Genomic DNA, 17,856 nt, shown 5'->3' with positions numbered 1-17,856 from the left:
AAAAACATTAGCATGCCCCTAAGATATCTAGAACTTGACGAATGAATTGTCGCAAACTCATCTAACATGTTTTCCAGCAGATTAACCTGCTTGATCTTGAACATATTAATCAAGACTTCAAAGCCAAAGATGCTCATGTAGGCGAGATCGCACCCGCCATCGGCGGATACTATCAAGCAACGTAAAGCCTCGTTGTAATTACCTTCAGACATAAGATAGCCTGCCATTTCGTAGCACGCCCCGACATGCCCTTGGTTGTGTGCCATAGATAACCACAGCAGACAATTGTCATCCCTTCTGCCACTTAAAGCAGTACCAATCCAATACATTGCGCCAACGTGCCCGTTGCTCGCTGCCTTTAGAATTTCCTGAAGCTCTGCCATAGAGCGCTTGTGCTGTGCCATTAAAAGCGGAACGCATTTATCATTCATTTTCTTTTTGTCAACGGCGATTGAAAACTGATACAGATTTCGTCGTCCCAGCGATTTAAAACTGATACACCGCCGTCGCCGAACACCGTCCGTGTTCAGCCCATTTCTGCAACATCGCTCCCCCTCATCATCCCGGCCTGTCGCTGGTGCTTCAGCCGGTAGCTCTCACCTGCAATCGGCACGATATGCGCATGGTGCAGCAGCCGGTCGAGCAGGGCCGCGGTGAGCGTCGTATCCTGCGCAAAGGTCGTGTCCCATTGTCCGAACGGCAGGTTACTGGTCACGATCAGGCTGCTGCGCTCATACAAGGCCGCGATCACCTGGAAGAACAGGTTGGCCTGTTCCCGGTTCATCGGCAAGTAACCTATCTCGTCGATGATCAAGAGCCGATATGCCTTGATCGCGCGGTGCATCACCGCTTTCAAATTGTTCTGCGTATGCGCCGTCGTCAGTGCCAGCATGAGGTCGGCCGCCGTCGTGAAGCGCGTCTTGATGCCGGCCTGCGTGGCCTTGTAACCCAGTGCCATCGCCAGGTGCGTTTTGCCTACACCGCTCGGCCCGACCAGTACCACGTTCTCATGCCGCTCGACGAATCCCAGGCCGGCCAGCTCCTCGACTTGGCTGCGCTTTACGCCTTTGGCGAAGTCATAGTTAAATTCGTCCAGCGTCTTCACCACGGGGAATCCTGCCAGACGGGTCATCGTGTTTTGCTTGCGCACGTTGCGCCCAGCTGCTTCCTCCCTCAGCAGCCCCTCCAGGAAGTCGCTGTAGGCCATCTCCTGTTTCGCTGCTTTCTGGGTTGCGGCGCCGTAGCCCTGTGCCACGAACGGCAGGTTCAGGCTCTCGCACAACGCCGCGATACGCTCATGCTGCAGGTTCATGCCGCCACCCCTTCCGATACCCGCACCAGCAGCGCGTCATACACCTGCAACGGATGCTGTACCGGAGAAGGTTGCGCGATCCGCTCCACCACTGCTGCCGGCCGCGGCGCCGCAGGTGCTGCAGCAGCCGGCTGCGGCCTGGCTGCCGCGATGTCCGCCCGCCACGGTGCCGGCAGCGCTTGCAGGTGCTCCACTTCCCGCTTCAAGGCTTCGGCTGGCGGTTCTCCGGTCGTGCCGTGGATGCGCGCATTGGCCACTTCGCGCAGCCAGTGGGCCACCTCGACGTTGGCCGTCACGACGTCGAGCTTCTGGCCGCTCTGTGCCAGCCGGCTCGCCAGCGGCACATAGAACGATCGGCGCAGGTAGCCGTTGAACCGCTCGACCTTACCCTTGGTCTTGGCCCGGTACGGCTGGCACAGCTTGATCACGAAGCCGCTATGCCTGGCATAGTCCAGGAAGCCGGCGTGGAAGCGGTGCTCGCCCTCACCGTACGCATCGCGCTCCAGTACCACCGTCTTCATATTGTCGTACAGGACCCGCCGCGTCACGCCGCCGAACGCTGCAAAGGCGCGCTCGTGGCAGGCGATCAGGGTATCCACCTTCATGTTGTTGACGAACTCCACGTAGCTGGCCCGGCTAAAGCCGAGCGTCGCGCAGAACGCGTGCAATGGCGCGCTGCCTTTACGAAATTCGACCCAGTCCACCTGCAGCTGCTCACCCATCGCCGTCTCGAAACGCACCACCGGATCGGCGGGAGGCGCCGGGCGCAAGGTGCGCACGAAGGCCCTCAACTGGCTCATGCCGCCCTCGTAGCCGCGCGCGGCAATCTCGCGGTACAGCACGGTGGCTGGAATCACGTCGGGCTGAGCAGCTTGCTGCCGATCCCTCAGGTACTGCTCGAACTGCGCCAGCTTCGTCTGGCGTTTGACTTTGCGTTCGTACTTCGGCACGGCCTCCAGGGCCAGGTGCCGGCGCACCGTGTTCACTGCACAGCCTACCTCGGCGGCGATCTGCCGAAGGCTTAACCCATGCTTCTTCAGTAGTTGGATTTCCACGTACACCTCTTTGGGTTTCAAGGCCGCTCCGCAAAGCGGCCATCTTCTCAAAATGGTGTATCAGTTTTCAATCGCTGCCTGTATCAGTTTACAACCGCTGCTGACACTTTTTGATAAAGCGGATGAGCTCGTCCCACTTAAGCTCAAAATCGCGCTGTGACGAGCTAATCAAATACTCTTTGGCTGACGAGCGTGGCCTGTCGGGCTGAGCATCGTATTCTGCCTTTTTTTCAGCCTTGTAAATGCCTGCTTTCTGCCCATTAGGAAGGAGAATTTCTTCTGTAGCTATCTCGAGGATCGCCTCTGAGAGGTCGCTGTGAAGATGCTTAAGCCACCCTCCTATGCGGAGATCATAGGAGGTGTCTTTATGCGAAACGGAAGTCGTTTGCCTATTCATGGCAGTCTCGCTTAGCTATGGGCTCGATCGCAGTAAGCTTGCGCGGCGAAAACGGCCTGGCTCCAGGTCATGCCTGGATGGCGTTCCATGTAGTCGAGCGCGATGTTGAGAACCAGTCGCTCGGCGCCAAGCCGGCCAGAGGCAAGCATCTTCTGCTCGCCATCAATACGCACGAGCGCACGACCTTTAAGCTTGCGAAGATCAGAAGTAGAGAGAGGGGATGGGACGAGATCTTTCATTTTCAGCCTCCTAAGTAAGGTTCAGGAGGCTGATCGCACTGACATACAGATCCGCCTCCCACTATTTCTTTCGAGTGAGATAAGAGAATCCGTAATTTGCTTATGCGAGCCACGAATGATGCCGTTACCGACTATAGCTAAAATTTAGCGGAAGGTCAACGACTGCGCACGAACGATAACGTATCCATTTTTAGACCCGCCGAAAGCACTCACGCCTCCGGAACGCTAGGTGAAGGTTGCAGCCTAACCTCGTCTCTGCCTTACTATGGCCAGCCCGAGTTCGATGCCCCTACCTGTGCATTGGTTGTTCCGATATGCGCACCGTTGTCTTGAAGTCGCGTCGCGTCGCGTCGCGCCGCAGCGCGCCGAGCCGCGGCCTTGACCTCGCTCTTGCGCAGTGCCTCGACACGGTTACCTCCAGCGACTGCGCCAGAGTCCCAGGTTAGAAATATTCATTAGAGCCCTGCGCGCTACAGCGGTTGGATGAGGGGACCGCACAGCGCGAAACGCAGCACTCCCTCAGCCTTATGCGTGAGGAGTCGGCGCTTGCATACTACTAACCGTGTCTTGACAGAGGTGACCGCGGTACCTGAGGTGGCTCGTAGTGGAATCTTTACAGCCGATGTCGGACGAGGAACTGGTTGAGGCCGAAACCCGACTGATCTTGGCAAACTCGGAAGCTTGAAGACGACTTATCCCTAATTTGAGCGCACATGACGGGTCTGGCAACCACTGATCAGTAGATACGCATCATAAGCCTGCCCTCATCAAGATCTCTGAGGGAGAACACGTCAAACCATGCGCAATACGGACGAGGTTCAAGATACTTACGTTCCGTTCGCCCCTTTCGATACGCCCCATGTGGCTACGGTCGAGCGAACATAGGTAGGCTAACTCCTCCTGGGACAGCCTCTGTTCGGTCCTCAACGATCGGATCGCTGCACCAAGGGCACGGAGAGTCATGGTGTCGTTGACTAGCGATGCACTTTTCATTGCAACATCGTCTAGTCTTCGGGCACAATAGGCCACGGCATTTACGGCCCATTTGTTGCGCCAGCTATTGCCTACCCATCAAGGTAGTATTATTTTTACAAGGAAAGAAATTGAGCGAGGAAGAGACGAAAAAAGGAGTCTTCATCCGTATGCCGGCTAAGATGTACGAAGACTTGTTGAACTTGTCTGCTGCAGCGACCCTGGTCAGCCGGAAGAATGTAAGCGTTCCTGGACTAATACTGCAGATTCTTGATGATATGTTGCACTCTAAAACAACGAGGTCGTCGAAAACAGGCAGCCGCTTTTAAGAGAAGTAGGCTGTTCAGTTCTTACGTGTTCAGCATTAAGCGGAAAAATTCTAGTTCTAGGCGTAGGTTCGAGTCTATGATGTGCGTGTTTTTGAAGCGTAATATGTCGGCAATGGGTCTTACATGAAACCTCTGCGAGTATTCTTTGACACCGAGTTTACGAACCTTCATTCCCCAGAAATAATGAGCATCGGCCTAGTTGCAGAGACAGGGGAAGAAACCTACTTCGAAACACAATTCGATATATATGAATGTAGTGATTTCGTTAGACACAGCGTGATCCCTTTATTAGGGAAGGATGTGCACGCTCATGTTGAAAAAGACACCTTGCCCACCTTAATCAGGTCTTGGCTAAATATCATCAAAGAGCGTGATCAAAACATCGAACTTTGCTTTGACCATGAGACTGACGCTGTACTTTTTAAAAGAGTTATGCACTTTATTCCACCTTGGATTATTCTTCGAAACATTGAATACCATATCTCCTTATTGCTTCACGAAAATTTTTTCAAGGAACGTGGTTTACCCGAACATCACGCCCTATATGATGCTAGAGCAAACGCATAGGCCTTTCGCGAGACGACGCGCATTTAGCCCAACGTATCGCCCACTCGTCAGATCAATGGATAGCGGAATTAATGAGTCAATTTCGTCCTCTTCCTTGCCTAACCCTAGATGTCCAATTTTTTAGATGATTTTTGGTTACGCCTATTTGTTCTTGAAGCATTTGCCCTTAACATACGTACCTCTGCCTGTAATTCTACACATATAGCTAAAATTGCATTAAAACGTATCTGCAGTTCTTTTTTATCCCTTAGCGCAGCCTTTAACTGCTCACATTGCGATAGACTTTTTCCGTTTGCGGTTATATTTTTCGCTCCCCAAGCGAGAATTTCCTTTACCAGTTCCGGATGATGTTCATAAAGATTTGCTCGACTTACCCCAGCGGCCCGGCATATTGCACTCACGCTCATAGTAGCAAGTTCGTGTTCAGCTTTATGGGCTCGAATTGCTGCCTTTACACGCGTGTCTACTCCTAATGACTTGCCTGGCTTAGGTCTCATATTCACTTTTCTACTTCCAGACGCTGAGATACTTGAATTGACGCAAGCACGCGTTGACTTACTGCAAGTCGACGCGATACTACAGTCACACTTTGCTCGGGAATATTTGGTTCACGCAGATACCGCTCGTCTCGCAAAGCTCGGTCGTTCCACCACTGCAAGTTTTTTTCCGAAACAACGAAATTTGCACACCCTGCACATATTTCTGGTGATCGCTTAGCTATATTAGGTCCTGCCTCGGTACCCTCACATGCCGATATCTGCATAGAGTAAACACAGAAGCCCCAATCACAAGGTGCAATCCTTACTTTCTCTGCAATTAGTCGCTTGATTAACATCTGCAGTCCAGCTTTCCCTTTGAATTGGGGGTGCTGTAAAAGTTCCTCACGAGCTGTTTGAAGTGCAGCTCCCGCTTTCCCGGCAATTTTCTCTGAGATCAGCAGTGCTTCAAGCGAACGAGCGAGTTCTGCCCGTTCTTCCTCTTGCATCATCTCTACGAGTTCAATATCAGACCCTACATACACCCCATCCGTAAATTCTGCATAAGCATGCCCATATTGCCAAGCCATGGGTTCTAACGCATGCTTATCGCGTTTCACAGCAAAGCGGCTGAACGTCTTGCGAGCCGCATGTGGATGAAGCCTCGAAATCCTAGGGCTGCCACGACGGTAAGGCGCAGTAGCAAAATCTCGCATTCGATTAGCGACCGATTGCGGTTCAATGCGTGTCACCTTCAAGTAAGGGGAAGCTAACGGCCGTCTACCGTTTAGAAATAATGCTTTACCACCGCTGTATTTTCTTAAAATAGCTGAACTCGCCGCAGCATTTTGTATGATATGGACAATTGGATCGAAGATGGCCCACCTTCTCCTCTGGCCGCCTTTTTTTGCAGCAATCCCTTCGACATAGTATGCTATGCCACTTGGCTCGTTTTCAGCAATAACACAGTCGTAGTCCAATCTAACTAACTCACGATTTCGAAGGCCCAATACAAAAAGAAGAACTACTATTGTCGCACCTTGGGTATGCATTACGGCTTTCGTCAATATATCGTAGCCTTTAGTCGTATTTGGCGCGAGCATCCGTTTGATAGTAACGAACATGTCGTCACTCTCGAGTTCCGCAAAAAAGACTTTCGAACGCGCATATTTCTCTGTGCTCGTTAAGCCAACTTGACTTATTTTGCTTTCCCAATATTGGGTAGTCACTTTCTCAACATAAGGACCATATTTCTCTATCCATTCGAGTGCGTCTCGGATTAGAGGAAGCGCAGCATCTTCGGGGATTGCCTTAAAGGGCCTTGCGTTTATAGGCCTACATCTTGCATATATTTCACTCTTGAGCATTATTGGATCGAATCGAATCGCTCCGACATATTTCCGACGGTGCAGCCACATCTGTTCTGCCACTGTTAGCCAGTTGTCAATACTAGCTTCCGCCGGCCGACTCGTGGTGAATTTTCCGCGTCGCTCCTGCATGAACTCGACAAATTCGTTTTCTGTCAGTGCCGAGAGCCTCCAGATATCTCTAGCGACCATCCAGCGCACCAAAGTAACAATGTGTCGATATCGTACTTGCAGGGTAGACTGATCGTATTGCGTCCCTGTAATTATAGAAGAGGAAGATGCGGCGAAAAATCCTTTCATGCTCCTCATAAGGTAAGCTCGCTGATGCTTAGTACCCATCGATTGTGGAATTAGCTTCGACCAAGCAATAGTACTATCTTCACCGTCATATAACGCAGATGACTCAAAGACCCATTTACTACGACTTGCACTCTTTACTTTCATAAATAGCATTCAGTCTAAATGTGGCAAGTTAATGTTTTTTGCGGTTTCCGTGGCCAGATGAACTATGTCAGGTAGAATGCGCGGAAGTAAATCGTTTTCGATTATTCGAAGAGTATCAGCGTATAAATTTTTGTATCGAGGCCACCATCCTTGGCTTAGTGCTCTTACCCGAGCCTCTACTAGCGCCCGTTGTGACGCAAGAAGTCTTGCAACCGAATTCACGTCATCTAAAACGACAATGGCCCCCGGACATGTTGCGCAGCCTGCGAAATGCGTGCACAACTTCCCTTTTGCGCTGCCTACTGCTATTCCGGAAAATGGATCTTTACATTCAAAACCGAAGATGGTTTGGGCAGGCTTCTGGTGCAAAGGCTCCTGATTGATCTTGTCTTTATTTTTTCCATATTCTCTGCTCATCTTTATGAGCTGCCCTTGGTAGGTGCGGATAGCTCCCGCATGTTCAACAGCACGGTCATCTAAGGCACCTCGTTATACACAACTCGTCAGTCTCCAAGTTCGCGTAGTGCTTGAAGGGTGAGAGCTGAGGCGCGCACGTCGCGCAGCCCTTCCCAGAGGGTCTTGGCACCAGGTTCGCCATCACCTTTTCGGCCCAAGAAGCCGCCCGCGCGGGCGATCAAGCGTATTACTTCGTTTAACGCCGGGTTGGGCTGGGGGCGTAATTTGTTGAGCAAGTAGGCGCCGCGTATCTCATCGGGATCAAAGAACAAGTGGGCATCCAGGTTCGGGCAGGTACGGCCCATGCGTACCAGATAGGCAATGCGCCAGGCTACGACCAAGTACAGCGCCAGTGCGCGCTCGATGCGCTCGATCGTGCCCAGCTGAAGTTCCTCGACCTTGCAGCCGTTCTTGAGCACATTGAACAGCATTTCAATTTCCCAGCGGGCGCGATACCAGTCGATCAATTCGGCCACCTCGGCCGCGCTGGTGGCGACCCGGTTCGTCAGCAGGCGCCATTCGATCGGCTTGACGCCGGCCGGAGCGCCGTGTTCACGCGCCACGATGCATGTGGCGGTCACCACCTTGCCCTTGCCCGCGTTCAGTTCGACCCGGCGTGCCCACAGCTGCTGGCGCACGATGCGCGCCTTGGCGCCCGGCCGCGCGGCCAGCGCGAACTCGATTTCCCCCAGCGGCGCGCCTTCCGTGGCATGCGGCCACAGCTTCTCGCTGTTGGGCAAGCAGCGGTTGTGCGCGGCGCGCACCAGCCAGTCCACCGGGCAGTCGAGCTGCTGCGCCCGCGCCATCAAGGGCAGCATGTCCGCCTCGCGGTCGGCCACATACACCAAGCGCGTGGCGGGCAGGCGCGGTGCCAGTTCCGCCAGTCTTTCGTAGCCTTCGATCCAGCGCAGGCTTTCCTTGGGGCCGCCGCGCTGGCCGTTGGTGTCGCGCAGCGCGCGCGCCCACATCCACACGTCCAGGATCCCCAGCGGCTCGCGCGCCGTCGTCACCGCGTAGGTGGGGTGGACGTACATGCCGCGCTGCGCTTCATAGCTGAGCGGTCCGAGGCCGCGCGCCTGCTGTCCGTTAAAGTCCAGTTCGGTCGTGTCCTGCAGACACAGCACCACCGACTGCTCGGCCATTCGCTGTTCCGTTTGCTGCCAGTGCGGCTCCAGGATTGCCCGCCAGTCGACGCCGTCATTGTCGAAGAAGCGATACGCGGCCATCGTCTCACCCCAGCCGTTACAGGCCTTTGGCACGCTCGCCGTCGGTGCCCCCGCCATTGTTTCCATCAGTGTCCTCGCTCGCCGGTTCAGGCGCGCGTCGCCCAGGTCGAGTTGCTCAAACTCCGAATCGGTCCATCCCTTCGATTTGCTCGCCAATTGCGCCACGCAAAAGACGAGAGTAAACGCGATTTTGCAAAGGTTTACAAGGGCGCTGGCAAGTCATTGAAAGTAAACGGGATTTTCAGCCGGCGTGGTGAGGCTGGCGGACTTGTGTATAACGAGGTGCATCTAAGGACGTATATCTCTGAGTCGTGCGAACATCTCTATGGTTTAGGCGCAACCGCGCCGCTTCTAAACTTCGTCCGGCGCGGTGATGAGATCTTGCACCACTTATGCGTATGTCGCGAAAATCGAACTTCGGAAGCGCGTATTTTTCGATGAACGAGTCAAGCATTAAATGCATTAGCTGCATACACGGGACGGCAACTTTCCTCGGCGTTATTTGTAAGCAGATAAACAGCCGTTCGGCTTCGCCTTCGACACAGTGACCTCTGAGGCTGGAAACTAGGTTCGCATAACGGCGAACAATGTTAGTGGCCGTTTTATCCTTTCCTTTTGGGAAGTCAATAATTTGCTCGGACCTCGCCCTTGGCTTCTCCCAGACGAGACGCTCGATGTCCTCTCGTAACGGGTGCGGTCTAATACAGGAAACATTTAGGCCCATAATCGCCATAGGATTTCCACTTGTTTGGATTACGATTGCCAAGTAAAATGGAAACATTGCTTCCGGAGTCATCCAAATCAGTCTATTTAGATAACGTAGCCCTCCGACCTCGCTCACCCTACGTCTCAAGTTGCTTCCCGCGCCGTCGAGAATCTTTTGCGTTGGCAACATTCCTTTTCCAATAGCAAGCAAACTACGTACTATATCCGACAATTCTTTTTCGGATTTAGATAGCTCTTCGTCGCCTAATAGCAATCGGGAGCTTGTTTGTAGTCTCGCTTCGACCTCGTCCATTGCAGCGTAACAAGCGCGTAACACTTTTTTCTGCTCGCTCTCGTCAAGATAATTTCGTGGTTTCGGCTCAGATCGCAAAAATGGTCTTATTACCATGCCAACCCGGTCATCAAACAGTGAGGGATAGTTACGTTGCCCCCATACGAAAATACTCTTTATGGTATTAAAGTGGGATTGACACGTGCTTGGAGATAAGCCTTCCCCCCTTAAACGGTCGGCAAATTCCTGAAGCGCTTCTTTGGCATAGCTTAACTCGTTCGCATATCCTAAAATTCGTCGGCACTCGGCAAACTTTCTTATTGATCGCCAATACTGCCGCTGCGATTCTAAGGAGGTGTGACCTGCTAGTGGCAAAAATGCCTTCGATAAAACTTCGGTCTGCGTAGCACTAAGTCCAAGTGCGTCGAAGTCAAATTCGGACAGTACGCGACCGCCTGGCATACAGAGCTGGAGTACGCCGCCGTTCCAATTTTGTGTGATGGCGATTCTCATTCTGTTATCCCATACAAGAATGACAAAGCGCCGTGGACTGCTTGGCTATTTACAGATAGTGAATGAACGTAAATTTGAGTTGTCTCACTTTTTGAGTGTCCCATTAAGACTTGTAGTGTTTTAAGTGGATTACTCGTGTCTCCATCGCGCTCAGAACGCTGCAGAAAATCTAGAACCCTGGTTGCGTAGGTGTGCCGAAGCATATGCAGCGTTGCATTTGAGCCCACCAAATCAGCACAGCGGCGGAATTCGTTTGTTAACGCTTCTATACTAACTGCGTTCTTCCTTTGGTTTATGAAGACATTTCTTGGCATAGCAGAAGTTTGTTGGGGTCGTTCAGTGAGACAATACCAATTTGTACGTTCAATCAAGGATACGGGTGCCACCAATGACAGCTCCCTTCCCCCTTTGCGTAATAAAGAGATTGATACCAAATCATTTGCTGCGTAGTTGAGAGTGTCGCAAGTAGGCAAGTGCTTTAGTTTAAGACTGCAGATTTCAAAACGTCTTGCTCCTGTAACAAGTCCCCATTGGAACATTAGCCGATAGGGATCCCTTGCCACGGACAGGATTGCTGTTATTTCTTCTTGACTTATTACTCTTGGATGGCGTCGTACAGTTCTCACAAAATTGCGACACGATGTGGAGGTTGGGCCACGTGTTGTTAGGTACGCGCCAAGTGGAGAGCTCAATATCCCTGTCTCTTGTGCCCATGTGTGAAATAGTGCAGCTGTGACGACGCGTAAATTAGCCGTGCTGCTGGCATAGCGCATGTTATTGTTCCGTTGTTTTCCGTTTGAAAGCGCCGCTCTGAAAAGGCCAAGAGTTTCTTCAGTCGCTTGTTCAAGCTCTAAACCCTTTGTTTTGAGAAATTGTAGCCAGCAGATCAATCCCTCTGCATACGTCTTGACAGTTGCACCTGTTGTACTTTTTGCCATCAACGCTCGTTCGGCAAGAAACATCGTCGGGGCATACACGGGATGTCCTATTTCATTGAGTACAACCGCTATTGATGGGATATCGATGAACCGCCGTTCAATATCTATGTCGATCTCTCTTCCGACACCTGCGAGTTCACATAAGTTAGTGAAAGAACGAGAATCAGAATTTTTTAGTGTTTTAGAGTAGTAATGAGTACTTTTGGGCATATAGGGTTTCTTTCGTGCTTACGCTACTCACTGGGCGAGTGCTCATCCTGAGGATGGTATGGGGAGCGTACATGACAACCCTGCCGTAGAAAACATACAGACAGAAGATATGACCTAATGCCCGAGTTCGAGCGCCGCGTGCTGGAAGTGCTGCGCGAACCGCTGGAATCCGGATCGATCACGATCTCGCGCGCGGCCCACCAGGCCGATTTTCCGGCGCGCTTCCAGCTGATCGCGGCGATGAATCCCTGTCCCTGCGGCTGGCTGGGCCACGCCAGCGGAAAGTGCCGCTGCACGCCGGACGCCGTGCTGCGCTACCAGGGCCGCATTTCTGGGCCGCTGCTCGACCGCATCGACATCCAGCTGCCGGTGGCGGCCATGGCGCCGGATAGCATGGGCGCGCAGGCCGATGGCGAACCGAGCGCGAGCATCGCGCAGCGGGTGGCGCGCGCCCATGCGCGCCAGCTCGCGCGCCAGGGACGGCCCAACAGCCACCTGGGGCCGGGCGAGATCGACCGCCACTGCGCGCCCGACGAAGCCGGACGCCGGCTGCTGCACGATGCCGCCCGGCACCTGCACTGGTCGGCGCGGGCCTACCACCGCGTGCTCAAGGTGGCGCGCACGATCGCCGACCTGGCGGACGTGGACGACGTGCGGTCGAAGCACGTGGCCGAGGCGATCGGCTACCGGCGCGCGTTGCGCGACGATTGATCCGTCTGCGCCTGGGCCTAGAGCGCCTGCTCGCGCGCCGCGCGCTTGATCGCCTGCGGCGGCTGGCCGAAGGCGCGCAGGAAGGCACGCCGCATGCGCTCGGGGTCGGCGAAGCCCGTCTCGCGGGCGACCACGTCGATCGAGTGGTTGCTGGTCTCGATCATGGCGCGCGCCGCCTCGACCCGCAGCACCTCGATCGCGCGCGCCGGCGATTGCCCGGTCTCGAGGCGGAAGCTGCGGCTGAACTGGCGCGTGCTGAGGTTGGCCGCCTCGGCCAGCTCGTCGACCGACAGCGGCCGCCGCAGGTGGCTCTTGGCATAAGTGAGCGCCTGCTGGATGCGGTCCGATTTCGGCTCCAGCTCGAGCAGGGCCGAGAACTGCGACTGGCCGCCGCTGCGGCGGTGGTAGACCACCATATGGCGCGCGATGTGCTTCGACGCGTCCTTGCCCAGGTCTTCCTCCACCATCGCCAGGCACAGGTCGATGCAGGCGGTCATGCCGGCCGAGGTCCACACGCGGCCGTCGTTGATGTAGATGCGGTCTTCCTCGATGCGCGACTTTGGACAGGCGCGCTGCAGGTCGCGCGCCAGGGCCCAGTGGGTAGTGGCGCGGCGGCCGTCGATCAGGCCGGCCTCGGCCAGGATGAAGGCGCCGGTGCAGATGCTGGCGGTGCGGCGCGAGGCCGCGCTGGCTTCGCGCAGGAAGTTCAGGAAGGGCGCGCTCGACTTGAAGCCGACCGGGGTCATGATGCCGGCCACGATCAGGGTGTCGTAGTCGCGCCGGTCGAAAGCTTCGGTGAACACGCCGACGCCGGACGAGCTGGAGAGCACGCCGCCGTGCTCCGACAGCATGGTCATGTCATAGAACGGCCCGCCGTCGAGACCGTTGGCGATCTCGAACACGGTGGTGGCCATCAGGTCGAGCGCCTGGAAGCCGGGCGGGAACAGGAATCCGATTCTGCGTTTCATGATGATCCTGGAATGCGCAATACAGAAAATAATACGCCAAGACGCGCCGGGCGGGCCGAAGTCCTCCATCTTTCGGCGGAGGCCGGGTCGCAGAACGTTCCAGCCGGCGCCGATATAGACCCGTGATTCAGGACATCCGGGCATGCCGCCATGTCCAGACAATACCGTCGCCGCCCTCCCCCAAAACGGCAAGGGAGGTAGCCGCTGCTGCTACTATCGTGCCATGCACCCCGCTATTGACCCATCCATGCGACCACCGAATCCGCTCCGCATGCGCTTGCGCTTCCTCGTCCCGGCCATGCTGGCGGCCAGCCTGCTGGCCGGCTGCAATCCCACCTATAACTGGCGCGAGCACACGAGCCAGGAAGGACGCTACAAGATCCTGTTCCCGGCCAAGCCGGCCACCTTCACGCGCGCGGTGGACCTCGACGGCCTGCAGGTGGAGATGACTATGACGGCGGCCGAGGTCGAAGGCGCCACCTTCGCCGTCGGCGCCGCCACGGCGCCCGATGCCGGGCGCGCCCGCGCCGCGCTGCCGGCGATGCGCCTGGCCCTGCTGCGCAATATCGGCGCCGGCACGGATGCGGCGCCGGCGCCGGTGGCCCGGGACGGCCTGCGCGTGGAGGCGACGGGCGCCGCCAACGGCAAGCCGATGCGCCTGCATGGCCGCTTCGAGGCGCGCGGCGAGCGCTTCTACCAGGTCATCGTGCTCGGACCGGCGAATGCGACGCCGCCCGAGCAGGTCGACCAGTTCCTGTCCTCGTTCGCGCCCCTGTGAGGCTTTCATGAATGCGCATCCACCCGCCCTGCGCCTGGCCGGCCTGCGCAAGGATTTCGGCCGTCCCGCCGTCGATGGCCTCGACCTGGTCGTGCGGCGCGGCGAGTTCTATGCCCTGCTCGGCCCGAACGGCGCCGGCAAGACCACCACGCTGCGGCTGGTGAGCGGCCTGCTGGCGCCGGACGCCGGCAGCATCGAGGTGCTCGGCATCGACCTGGCCGACGCGCCGGCGGCGGCCAAGGCCAGGATGGCCTACCTGCCGGACGAGCCGATGTTGTACGGGAAGCTCAAGCCTTTCGAGTATCTGGAATTCGTGGCCGGGCTGTGGGGCGTGCGCGCCGACCAGGCCGAGCCGCGCGCGCGTGAGCTGCTCGACTGGCTCGACCTGAGCCGGCATGCGCACGAGCTGACCGAAGGGTTCTCGCGCGGGATGAAGCAGAAGCTGGCGCTGGCCGGGGCCTTGATCCACGAACCTGAACTCCTGATCCTCGACGAGCCGCTCACCGGCCTGGATGCGGCGGCGGCGCGCCAGGTGAAGGACTTGCTGCTGGCCCACGTGGCCAAGGGCGGCACGGTGATCCTGACCACGCACATCCTCGAAGTGGCGGAGCGGCTGGCGCAGCGCATCGGGATCATCTGCCAGGGGCGCCTGATCGCCGAGGGCACGCTGGACGAGCTGCGCGCGCGCACCCGGGGCGGCAGCCTGGAAGACGTGTTCCTGCAGCTGACGGCCACGCCATGAGGGCGGCGCCGGGCAGCGTCGGCTGGCTGCTGCGGCATGAGCTGCGGCTGGCCTGGTTCAATGCCTCGGGCGCCGGCAAGCGGCGGTCCGGCAATGCGGCGATCGGCCTGGCGCTGCTCGGCTGGGCCGCCCTGCACCTGCTGGGATGGGTGACGGTGCAACGGCTGGCCGGCGTGGCGGGCGACGATCCGCGCATCCTGTTCGTCATCTCGGCCGTGCTGGCAGGCGGCGCGGCCTTGATGCTGTCGTCGGCGATCAAGTCGAGCGTCCTGGTGCTGTTCGAGCGCAGTGATCTCGACTTGCTGCTGTCGTCGCCCCTGCCCTCGTACAGCATCTTCAGCGTGCGCCTGGCCGGCGTGGCGGCCAGCACCGCCGCCGTGTACCTGTTCTTCCTGGCGCCGTTCGCCCATGCCGGCCTGCTGCAGGGGCAGTGGCCCTGGCTCGGCGTCTATCCGGGCGTGATCTCGGTGGCGGCGCTGTGCAGCTGCGCGGCGATGCTGCTCACGCTCGGCCTGGTGCGCGTGCTCGGCGCGCGCCGTACCCGCGTGGTGGCGCAGGTGATCGGAGCGCTGGCTGGGGCGCTGTTCGTCATCGCATCCCAGCTGCACTCGCTCTCGTCCAGGGAGTCGCAAGGCCGCGTGCGCGAGATGCTGGACGGCCTGTTGCGCCAGGATGGCATGGGTGATCACCCTTTGCTGCTGCCGGCGCGCGCCATGCTCGGTGAGCCGCTGCCGATGCTGCTGCTGGCCGCGCTGGCTGCTGTCGTGTTCGTGCTGACCGCGCGGCGCACCCACCGCTTTTTCGCGCATGGCCTGCAACTGGCGGCATCGGCGGCGCGCGCGGGCACGGCGCCCACGGCGCCGCTGCGCCCCCGCTTCGGGCGCAGTCTGTTCTCGACCGTCGTCGTCAAGGAGTGGCGCCTGGTCGTGCGCGATCCACATCTGCTGTCGCAGGTGCTGCTGCAGCTGCTGTTCCTGCTGCCGCTGTTCTTCCTCATCTTCCAGCGTTCTGACGTGCAGGTGCAGGCGTTGGGCACCGGGCTGGCGCTGCTGTGCGGCTCGCTGACCGGCGCGCTGGCCTGGATCGCGCTGTCGGCCGAGGATGCGCCGGACCTGCTGCTGGTGTCGCCCGCGTCGCTGGCCACGGTGCGGCGCGCAAAACTGGCGGCGGCCATCATGCCGGTGCTGGCACTGGTGGCGGTCCCGCTGCTGTGGCTGACCGTCCGTATGCCCGCCACAGGGCTGCTCGTCTGTTTTGTGGTGGGCGGCGCCGTGCTGGGCGCCGGGCTGATCGTGTTCTGGTGCGGCCGGCCTGGCGTGCGCAGCAACTTCAAGGGCCGCGGAAAGGGCGGCGTGGTGATGAATATGCTCGAGATGTTCAACAGCCTGGCCTGGGGCGCGCTGGGCTGGTTCCTGGCTGGGGCGACGCGCTCGCCCTTGTCGGATACGAGCGCGCTGGCGGTGACGGGGAGCGGTGCGCTGGCCGTCGTGGTGCTCGGGGCCGCTTGGGTCCTGAGGGTGAAACGTGCCTGAGTTGTGCGAGCGCGCGCACTGTGCGCCTGCGTCAGTCGTGCTATCGTTTAGACACTAACAATACCAAGAGATAGCCATGTTGATTACCTTTAAATGCAGATCCTACCCAGAGGTCTTGATGTACCAGGAGCATGCCAAGCGCATCCTCGACCTGTTGCACAAGGAACCGGAACGCGGTGTCATCACCGCGGCAGAAGCGGAACGCGTGATCCCTCTGCTCGAGGCCGAGATCGAAGAGAGCCGCAAGCACCAGGCGACCGATCAGGTGGCGCAAGACGTCCAGGCGCACCATCGCGATGAAGACGACCACGACCATCAGCCGATCGAAGTGGTCACCTTCTCGGCACGGATGTATCCGCTGCTGGAAATGATGCGATCGGCGCGGGACAACAAGACCGATATCTTGTGGGGTGTTTGAGCTTCGCTTGAATCGAGGCTGGTTGAACGTGTCGGCAGCGAAGCTGCCAACCCTGTATTCGGATCAGCACCTGCCGTAGGGTTGGCGGCTCTGCCGCCGACGCGTTCGGCGGATGCATGAATTCCCGATCGTTGAACCAGATCCAGAAGGCTTTCCAAGGCCGGAAAGCAAAAAAGCCCGCTCAGTTCAACTGGGCGGGCTTTTTCTATATAACTAGCCTGACGATAACCTACTTTCACACTGGTTGCAGCACTATCATCGGCGCAAAGTCGTTTCACGGTCCTGTTCGGGATGGGAAGGGGTGGGACCGACTTGCTATGGTCATCAGGCATGACTTGTACGAGCTTTGCTTGAACGCGTCGGCGGCGAAGCCGCCAACTCTACGTGGGCAAGGCTCTGAATCTGGAAGAAGTAAGTTGGGTTGTAGCTTTGTATCGAGCAGCTGTACTCGACCTTGGACTACCAAGGTTATAGGGACAAGCCGTACGGGCAATTAGTACTGGTTAGCTTAATGCATTACTGCACTTCCACACCCAGCCTATCAACGTCCTGGTCTCGAACGACCCTTCAAGGAGCTCAAGGCTCCGGGAAATCTCATCTCAAGGCAAGTTTCCCGCTTAGATGCTTTCAGCGGTTATCTCTTCCGAACTTAGCTACCCGGCAATGCCACTGGCGTGACAACCGGTACACCAGAGGTTCGTCCACTCCGGTCCTCTCGTACTAGGAGCAGCCCCCTTCAAATTTCCAACGCCCACGGCAGATAGGGACCAAACTGTCTCACGACGTTTTAAACCCAGCTCACGTACCACTTTAAATGGCGAACAGCCATACCCTTGGGACCGGCTACAGCCCCAGGATGTGATGAGCCGACATCGAGGTGCCAAACTCCCCCGTCGATATGAACTCTTGGGAGGAATCAGCCTGTTATCCCCAGAGTACCTTTTATCCGTTGAGCGATGGCCCTTCCATACAGAACCACCGGATCACTATGTCCTACTTTCGTACCTGCTCGACTTGTCGGTCTCGCAGTTAAGCACGCTTATGCCATTGCACTATTAGCACGATGTCCGACCGTACCTAGCGTACCTTCGAACTCCTCCGTTACACTTTAGGAGGAGACCGCCCCAGTCAAACTGCCTACCATGCACTGTCCCCGATCCGGATAACGGACCAAGGTTAGAACCTCAAATGAACCAGGGTGGTATTTCA

At 57.1% G+C, this 17,856-nt stretch carries 17 protein-coding genes, 2 rRNA genes and 1 pseudogene; 6 read left to right on the top strand and 14 right to left on the bottom strand.

Annotated features, from left to right (window positions below; genetic code table 11):
* The 6 genes from HMPREF9710_RS26305 to HMPREF9710_RS27520 form a co-directional block, all read right to left on the bottom strand.
* Positions 1-431 (bottom strand): SEL1-like repeat protein (locus HMPREF9710_RS26305; protein WP_218918230.1); only part of this gene is annotated, 431 nt, incomplete at its 3' end.
* A gap of 95 nt (positions 432-526) precedes the next feature.
* Positions 527-1,312, bottom strand: coding sequence for an IS21-like element helper ATPase IstB (gene istB / locus HMPREF9710_RS26300; protein ID WP_005663619.1), 786 nt, complete (start codon positions 1,310-1,312; stop codon positions 527-529).
* On the bottom strand, positions 1,309-2,388 hold the full coding sequence (gene istA / locus HMPREF9710_RS26295) for an IS21 family transposase (protein WP_005663623.1): 1,080 nt from the start codon (positions 2,386-2,388) through the stop codon (positions 1,309-1,311). The genes istB and istA overlap by 4 nt, the downstream gene beginning before the upstream one ends.
* Before the next feature lie 67 nt (positions 2,389-2,455).
* Positions 2,456-2,764 (bottom strand): hypothetical protein, encoded by a 309-nt coding sequence (locus HMPREF9710_RS26290; protein ID WP_040778612.1) that lies wholly within the window; start codon positions 2,762-2,764, stop codon positions 2,456-2,458.
* An 11-nt stretch (positions 2,765-2,775) separates the two neighbouring features.
* Positions 2,776-3,003, bottom strand: coding sequence for a hypothetical protein (locus HMPREF9710_RS27525; RefSeq protein WP_005671569.1), 228 nt, complete (start codon positions 3,001-3,003; stop codon positions 2,776-2,778).
* Positions 3,004-3,753: 750 nt separating this feature from the next.
* Positions 3,754-3,966, bottom strand: coding sequence for a helix-turn-helix domain-containing protein (locus HMPREF9710_RS27520; protein ID WP_307161855.1), 213 nt, complete (start codon positions 3,964-3,966; stop codon positions 3,754-3,756).
* 521 nt (positions 3,967-4,487) lie between these two features.
* On the opposite strand from HMPREF9710_RS27520, the gene HMPREF9710_RS27515 reads away from it, so the two are divergent.
* Positions 4,488-4,871 carry a hypothetical protein gene (locus HMPREF9710_RS27515; RefSeq protein ID WP_229409944.1) on the top strand — a complete coding sequence of 128 codons (384 nt, stop codon included), beginning with the start codon at positions 4,488-4,490 and terminating at the stop codon, positions 4,869-4,871.
* A 104-nt stretch (positions 4,872-4,975) separates the two neighbouring features.
* Here HMPREF9710_RS27515 and HMPREF9710_RS28170 read toward each other — a convergent pair whose 3' ends face one another.
* The 5 genes from HMPREF9710_RS28170 to HMPREF9710_RS27510 all read right to left on the bottom strand — a co-directional run bounded on the left by HMPREF9710_RS28170 (position 4,976) and on the right by HMPREF9710_RS27510 (position 11,498).
* Positions 4,976-5,368 carry a TetR/AcrR family transcriptional regulator gene (locus HMPREF9710_RS28170; RefSeq protein WP_157225777.1) on the bottom strand — a complete coding sequence of 131 codons (393 nt, stop codon included), beginning with the start codon at positions 5,366-5,368 and terminating at the stop codon, positions 4,976-4,978.
* 2 nt (positions 5,369-5,370) lie between these two features.
* Positions 5,371-7,014, bottom strand: a complete 1,644-nt coding sequence (locus HMPREF9710_RS28165) for a site-specific integrase (RefSeq protein WP_157225776.1) — start codon at positions 7,012-7,014, stop codon at positions 5,371-5,373.
* Positions 7,015-7,661: 647 nt separating this feature from the next.
* Entirely contained in the window at positions 7,662-8,996 is a 1,335-nt protein-coding gene (locus HMPREF9710_RS26275) for an IS4 family transposase (RefSeq protein ID WP_040775003.1), read from the bottom strand.
* Between the two features lie 85 nt (positions 8,997-9,081).
* Positions 9,082-10,350 carry a hypothetical protein gene (locus HMPREF9710_RS28160; RefSeq protein ID WP_005671566.1) on the bottom strand — a complete coding sequence of 423 codons (1,269 nt, stop codon included), beginning with the start codon at positions 10,348-10,350 and terminating at the stop codon, positions 9,082-9,084.
* Positions 10,347-11,498 carry a tyrosine-type recombinase/integrase gene (locus HMPREF9710_RS27510; RefSeq protein ID WP_081590028.1) on the bottom strand — a complete coding sequence of 384 codons (1,152 nt, stop codon included), beginning with the start codon at positions 11,496-11,498 and terminating at the stop codon, positions 10,347-10,349. The genes HMPREF9710_RS28160 and HMPREF9710_RS27510 overlap by 4 nt, the downstream gene beginning before the upstream one ends.
* 111 nt (positions 11,499-11,609) lie before the next feature.
* Here HMPREF9710_RS27510 and HMPREF9710_RS26270 point away from each other — a divergent pair.
* Positions 11,610-12,209: pseudogene (locus tag HMPREF9710_RS26270) on the top strand (ATP-binding protein); the annotation flags it as partial.
* Between the two features lie 17 nt (positions 12,210-12,226).
* Here the strand turns inward: HMPREF9710_RS26270 and HMPREF9710_RS26265 are convergent.
* On the bottom strand, positions 12,227-13,177 hold the full coding sequence (locus tag HMPREF9710_RS26265; protein WP_005671562.1) for a GlxA family transcriptional regulator: 951 nt from the start codon (positions 13,175-13,177) through the stop codon (positions 12,227-12,229).
* 247 nt (positions 13,178-13,424) lie between these two features.
* Here HMPREF9710_RS26265 and HMPREF9710_RS26260 point away from each other — a divergent pair, with 247 nt between their 5' ends.
* The 4 genes from HMPREF9710_RS26260 to HMPREF9710_RS26245 all read left to right on the top strand — a co-directional run bounded on the left by HMPREF9710_RS26260 (position 13,425) and on the right by HMPREF9710_RS26245 (position 16,647).
* On the top strand, positions 13,425-13,955 hold the full coding sequence (locus HMPREF9710_RS26260) for a hypothetical protein (RefSeq protein ID WP_229409943.1): 531 nt from the start codon (positions 13,425-13,427) through the stop codon (positions 13,953-13,955).
* A 7-nt stretch (positions 13,956-13,962) separates the two neighbouring features.
* A complete protein-coding gene (locus HMPREF9710_RS26255) occupies positions 13,963-14,697 on the top strand; it encodes an ABC transporter ATP-binding protein (protein WP_005671560.1) in 735 nt (244 codons plus the stop codon).
* Positions 14,694-16,229, top strand: coding sequence for a putative ABC transporter permease subunit (locus tag HMPREF9710_RS26250; RefSeq protein WP_005671558.1), 1,536 nt, complete (start codon positions 14,694-14,696; stop codon positions 16,227-16,229). The genes HMPREF9710_RS26255 and HMPREF9710_RS26250 overlap by 4 nt, the downstream gene beginning before the upstream one ends.
* Positions 16,230-16,305: 76 nt before the next feature.
* Positions 16,306-16,647 carry a DUF1840 domain-containing protein gene (locus HMPREF9710_RS26245; RefSeq protein WP_040778602.1) on the top strand — a complete coding sequence of 114 codons (342 nt, stop codon included), beginning with the start codon at positions 16,306-16,308 and terminating at the stop codon, positions 16,645-16,647.
* A gap of 216 nt (positions 16,648-16,863) precedes the next feature.
* On the opposite strand, the gene rrf is transcribed toward HMPREF9710_RS26245, so the two are convergent.
* Both rrf and HMPREF9710_RS26235 read right to left on the bottom strand, forming a co-directional pair.
* Positions 16,864-16,976 (bottom strand): 5S ribosomal RNA (rrf, locus tag HMPREF9710_RS26240).
* Positions 16,977-17,119: 143 nt separating this feature from the next.
* Positions 17,120-17,856 (bottom strand): 23S ribosomal RNA (locus tag HMPREF9710_RS26235); the annotation flags it as partial.

The organism is Massilia timonae CCUG 45783 (assembly GCF_000315425.1).
GTDB classification, from domain to species: Bacteria; Pseudomonadota; Gammaproteobacteria; order Burkholderiales; family Burkholderiaceae_D; genus Telluria; species Telluria timonae.
This window is presented reverse-complemented; position numbering and strand designations above follow the sequence as displayed.

What these genes read in the sequence shown, in the direction of transcription:
- istB (WP_005663619.1), bottom strand. Translation starts at nt 1,312, where the DNA reads ATGAACCTGCAGCATGAGCGTATCGCGGCGTTGTGCGAGAGCCTGAAC.
- HMPREF9710_RS26290 (WP_040778612.1), bottom strand. Translation starts at nt 2,764, where the DNA reads ATGAATAGGCAAACGACTTCCGTTTCGCATAAAGACACCTCCTATGAT.
- HMPREF9710_RS27525 (WP_005671569.1), bottom strand. Translation starts at nt 3,003, where the DNA reads ATGAAAGATCTCGTCCCATCCCCTCTCTCTACTTCTGATCTTCGCAAG.
- HMPREF9710_RS27520 (WP_307161855.1), bottom strand. Translation starts at nt 3,966, where the DNA reads ATGACTCTCCGTGCCCTTGGTGCAGCGATCCGATCGTTGAGGACCGAA.
- HMPREF9710_RS27515 (WP_229409944.1), top strand. Translation starts at nt 4,488, where the DNA reads ATGAGCATCGGCCTAGTTGCAGAGACAGGGGAAGAAACCTACTTCGAA.
- HMPREF9710_RS28170 (WP_157225777.1), bottom strand. Translation starts at nt 5,368, where the DNA reads ATGAGACCTAAGCCAGGCAAGTCATTAGGAGTAGACACGCGTGTAAAG.
- HMPREF9710_RS28165 (WP_157225776.1), bottom strand. Translation starts at nt 7,014, where the DNA reads ATGAAAGGATTTTTCGCCGCATCTTCCTCTTCTATAATTACAGGGACG.
- HMPREF9710_RS28160 (WP_005671566.1), bottom strand. Translation starts at nt 10,350, where the DNA reads ATGAGAATCGCCATCACACAAAATTGGAACGGCGGCGTACTCCAGCTC.
- HMPREF9710_RS27510 (WP_081590028.1), bottom strand. Translation starts at nt 11,498, where the DNA reads ATGCCCAAAAGTACTCATTACTACTCTAAAACACTAAAAAATTCTGAT.
- HMPREF9710_RS26265 (WP_005671562.1), bottom strand. Translation starts at nt 13,177, where the DNA reads ATGAAACGCAGAATCGGATTCCTGTTCCCGCCCGGCTTCCAGGCGCTC.
- HMPREF9710_RS26260 (WP_229409943.1), top strand. Translation starts at nt 13,425, where the DNA reads ATGCGACCACCGAATCCGCTCCGCATGCGCTTGCGCTTCCTCGTCCCG.
- HMPREF9710_RS26255 (WP_005671560.1), top strand. Translation starts at nt 13,963, where the DNA reads ATGAATGCGCATCCACCCGCCCTGCGCCTGGCCGGCCTGCGCAAGGAT.
- HMPREF9710_RS26250 (WP_005671558.1), top strand. Translation starts at nt 14,694, where the DNA reads ATGAGGGCGGCGCCGGGCAGCGTCGGCTGGCTGCTGCGGCATGAGCTG.
- HMPREF9710_RS26245 (WP_040778602.1), top strand. Translation starts at nt 16,306, where the DNA reads ATGTTGATTACCTTTAAATGCAGATCCTACCCAGAGGTCTTGATGTAC.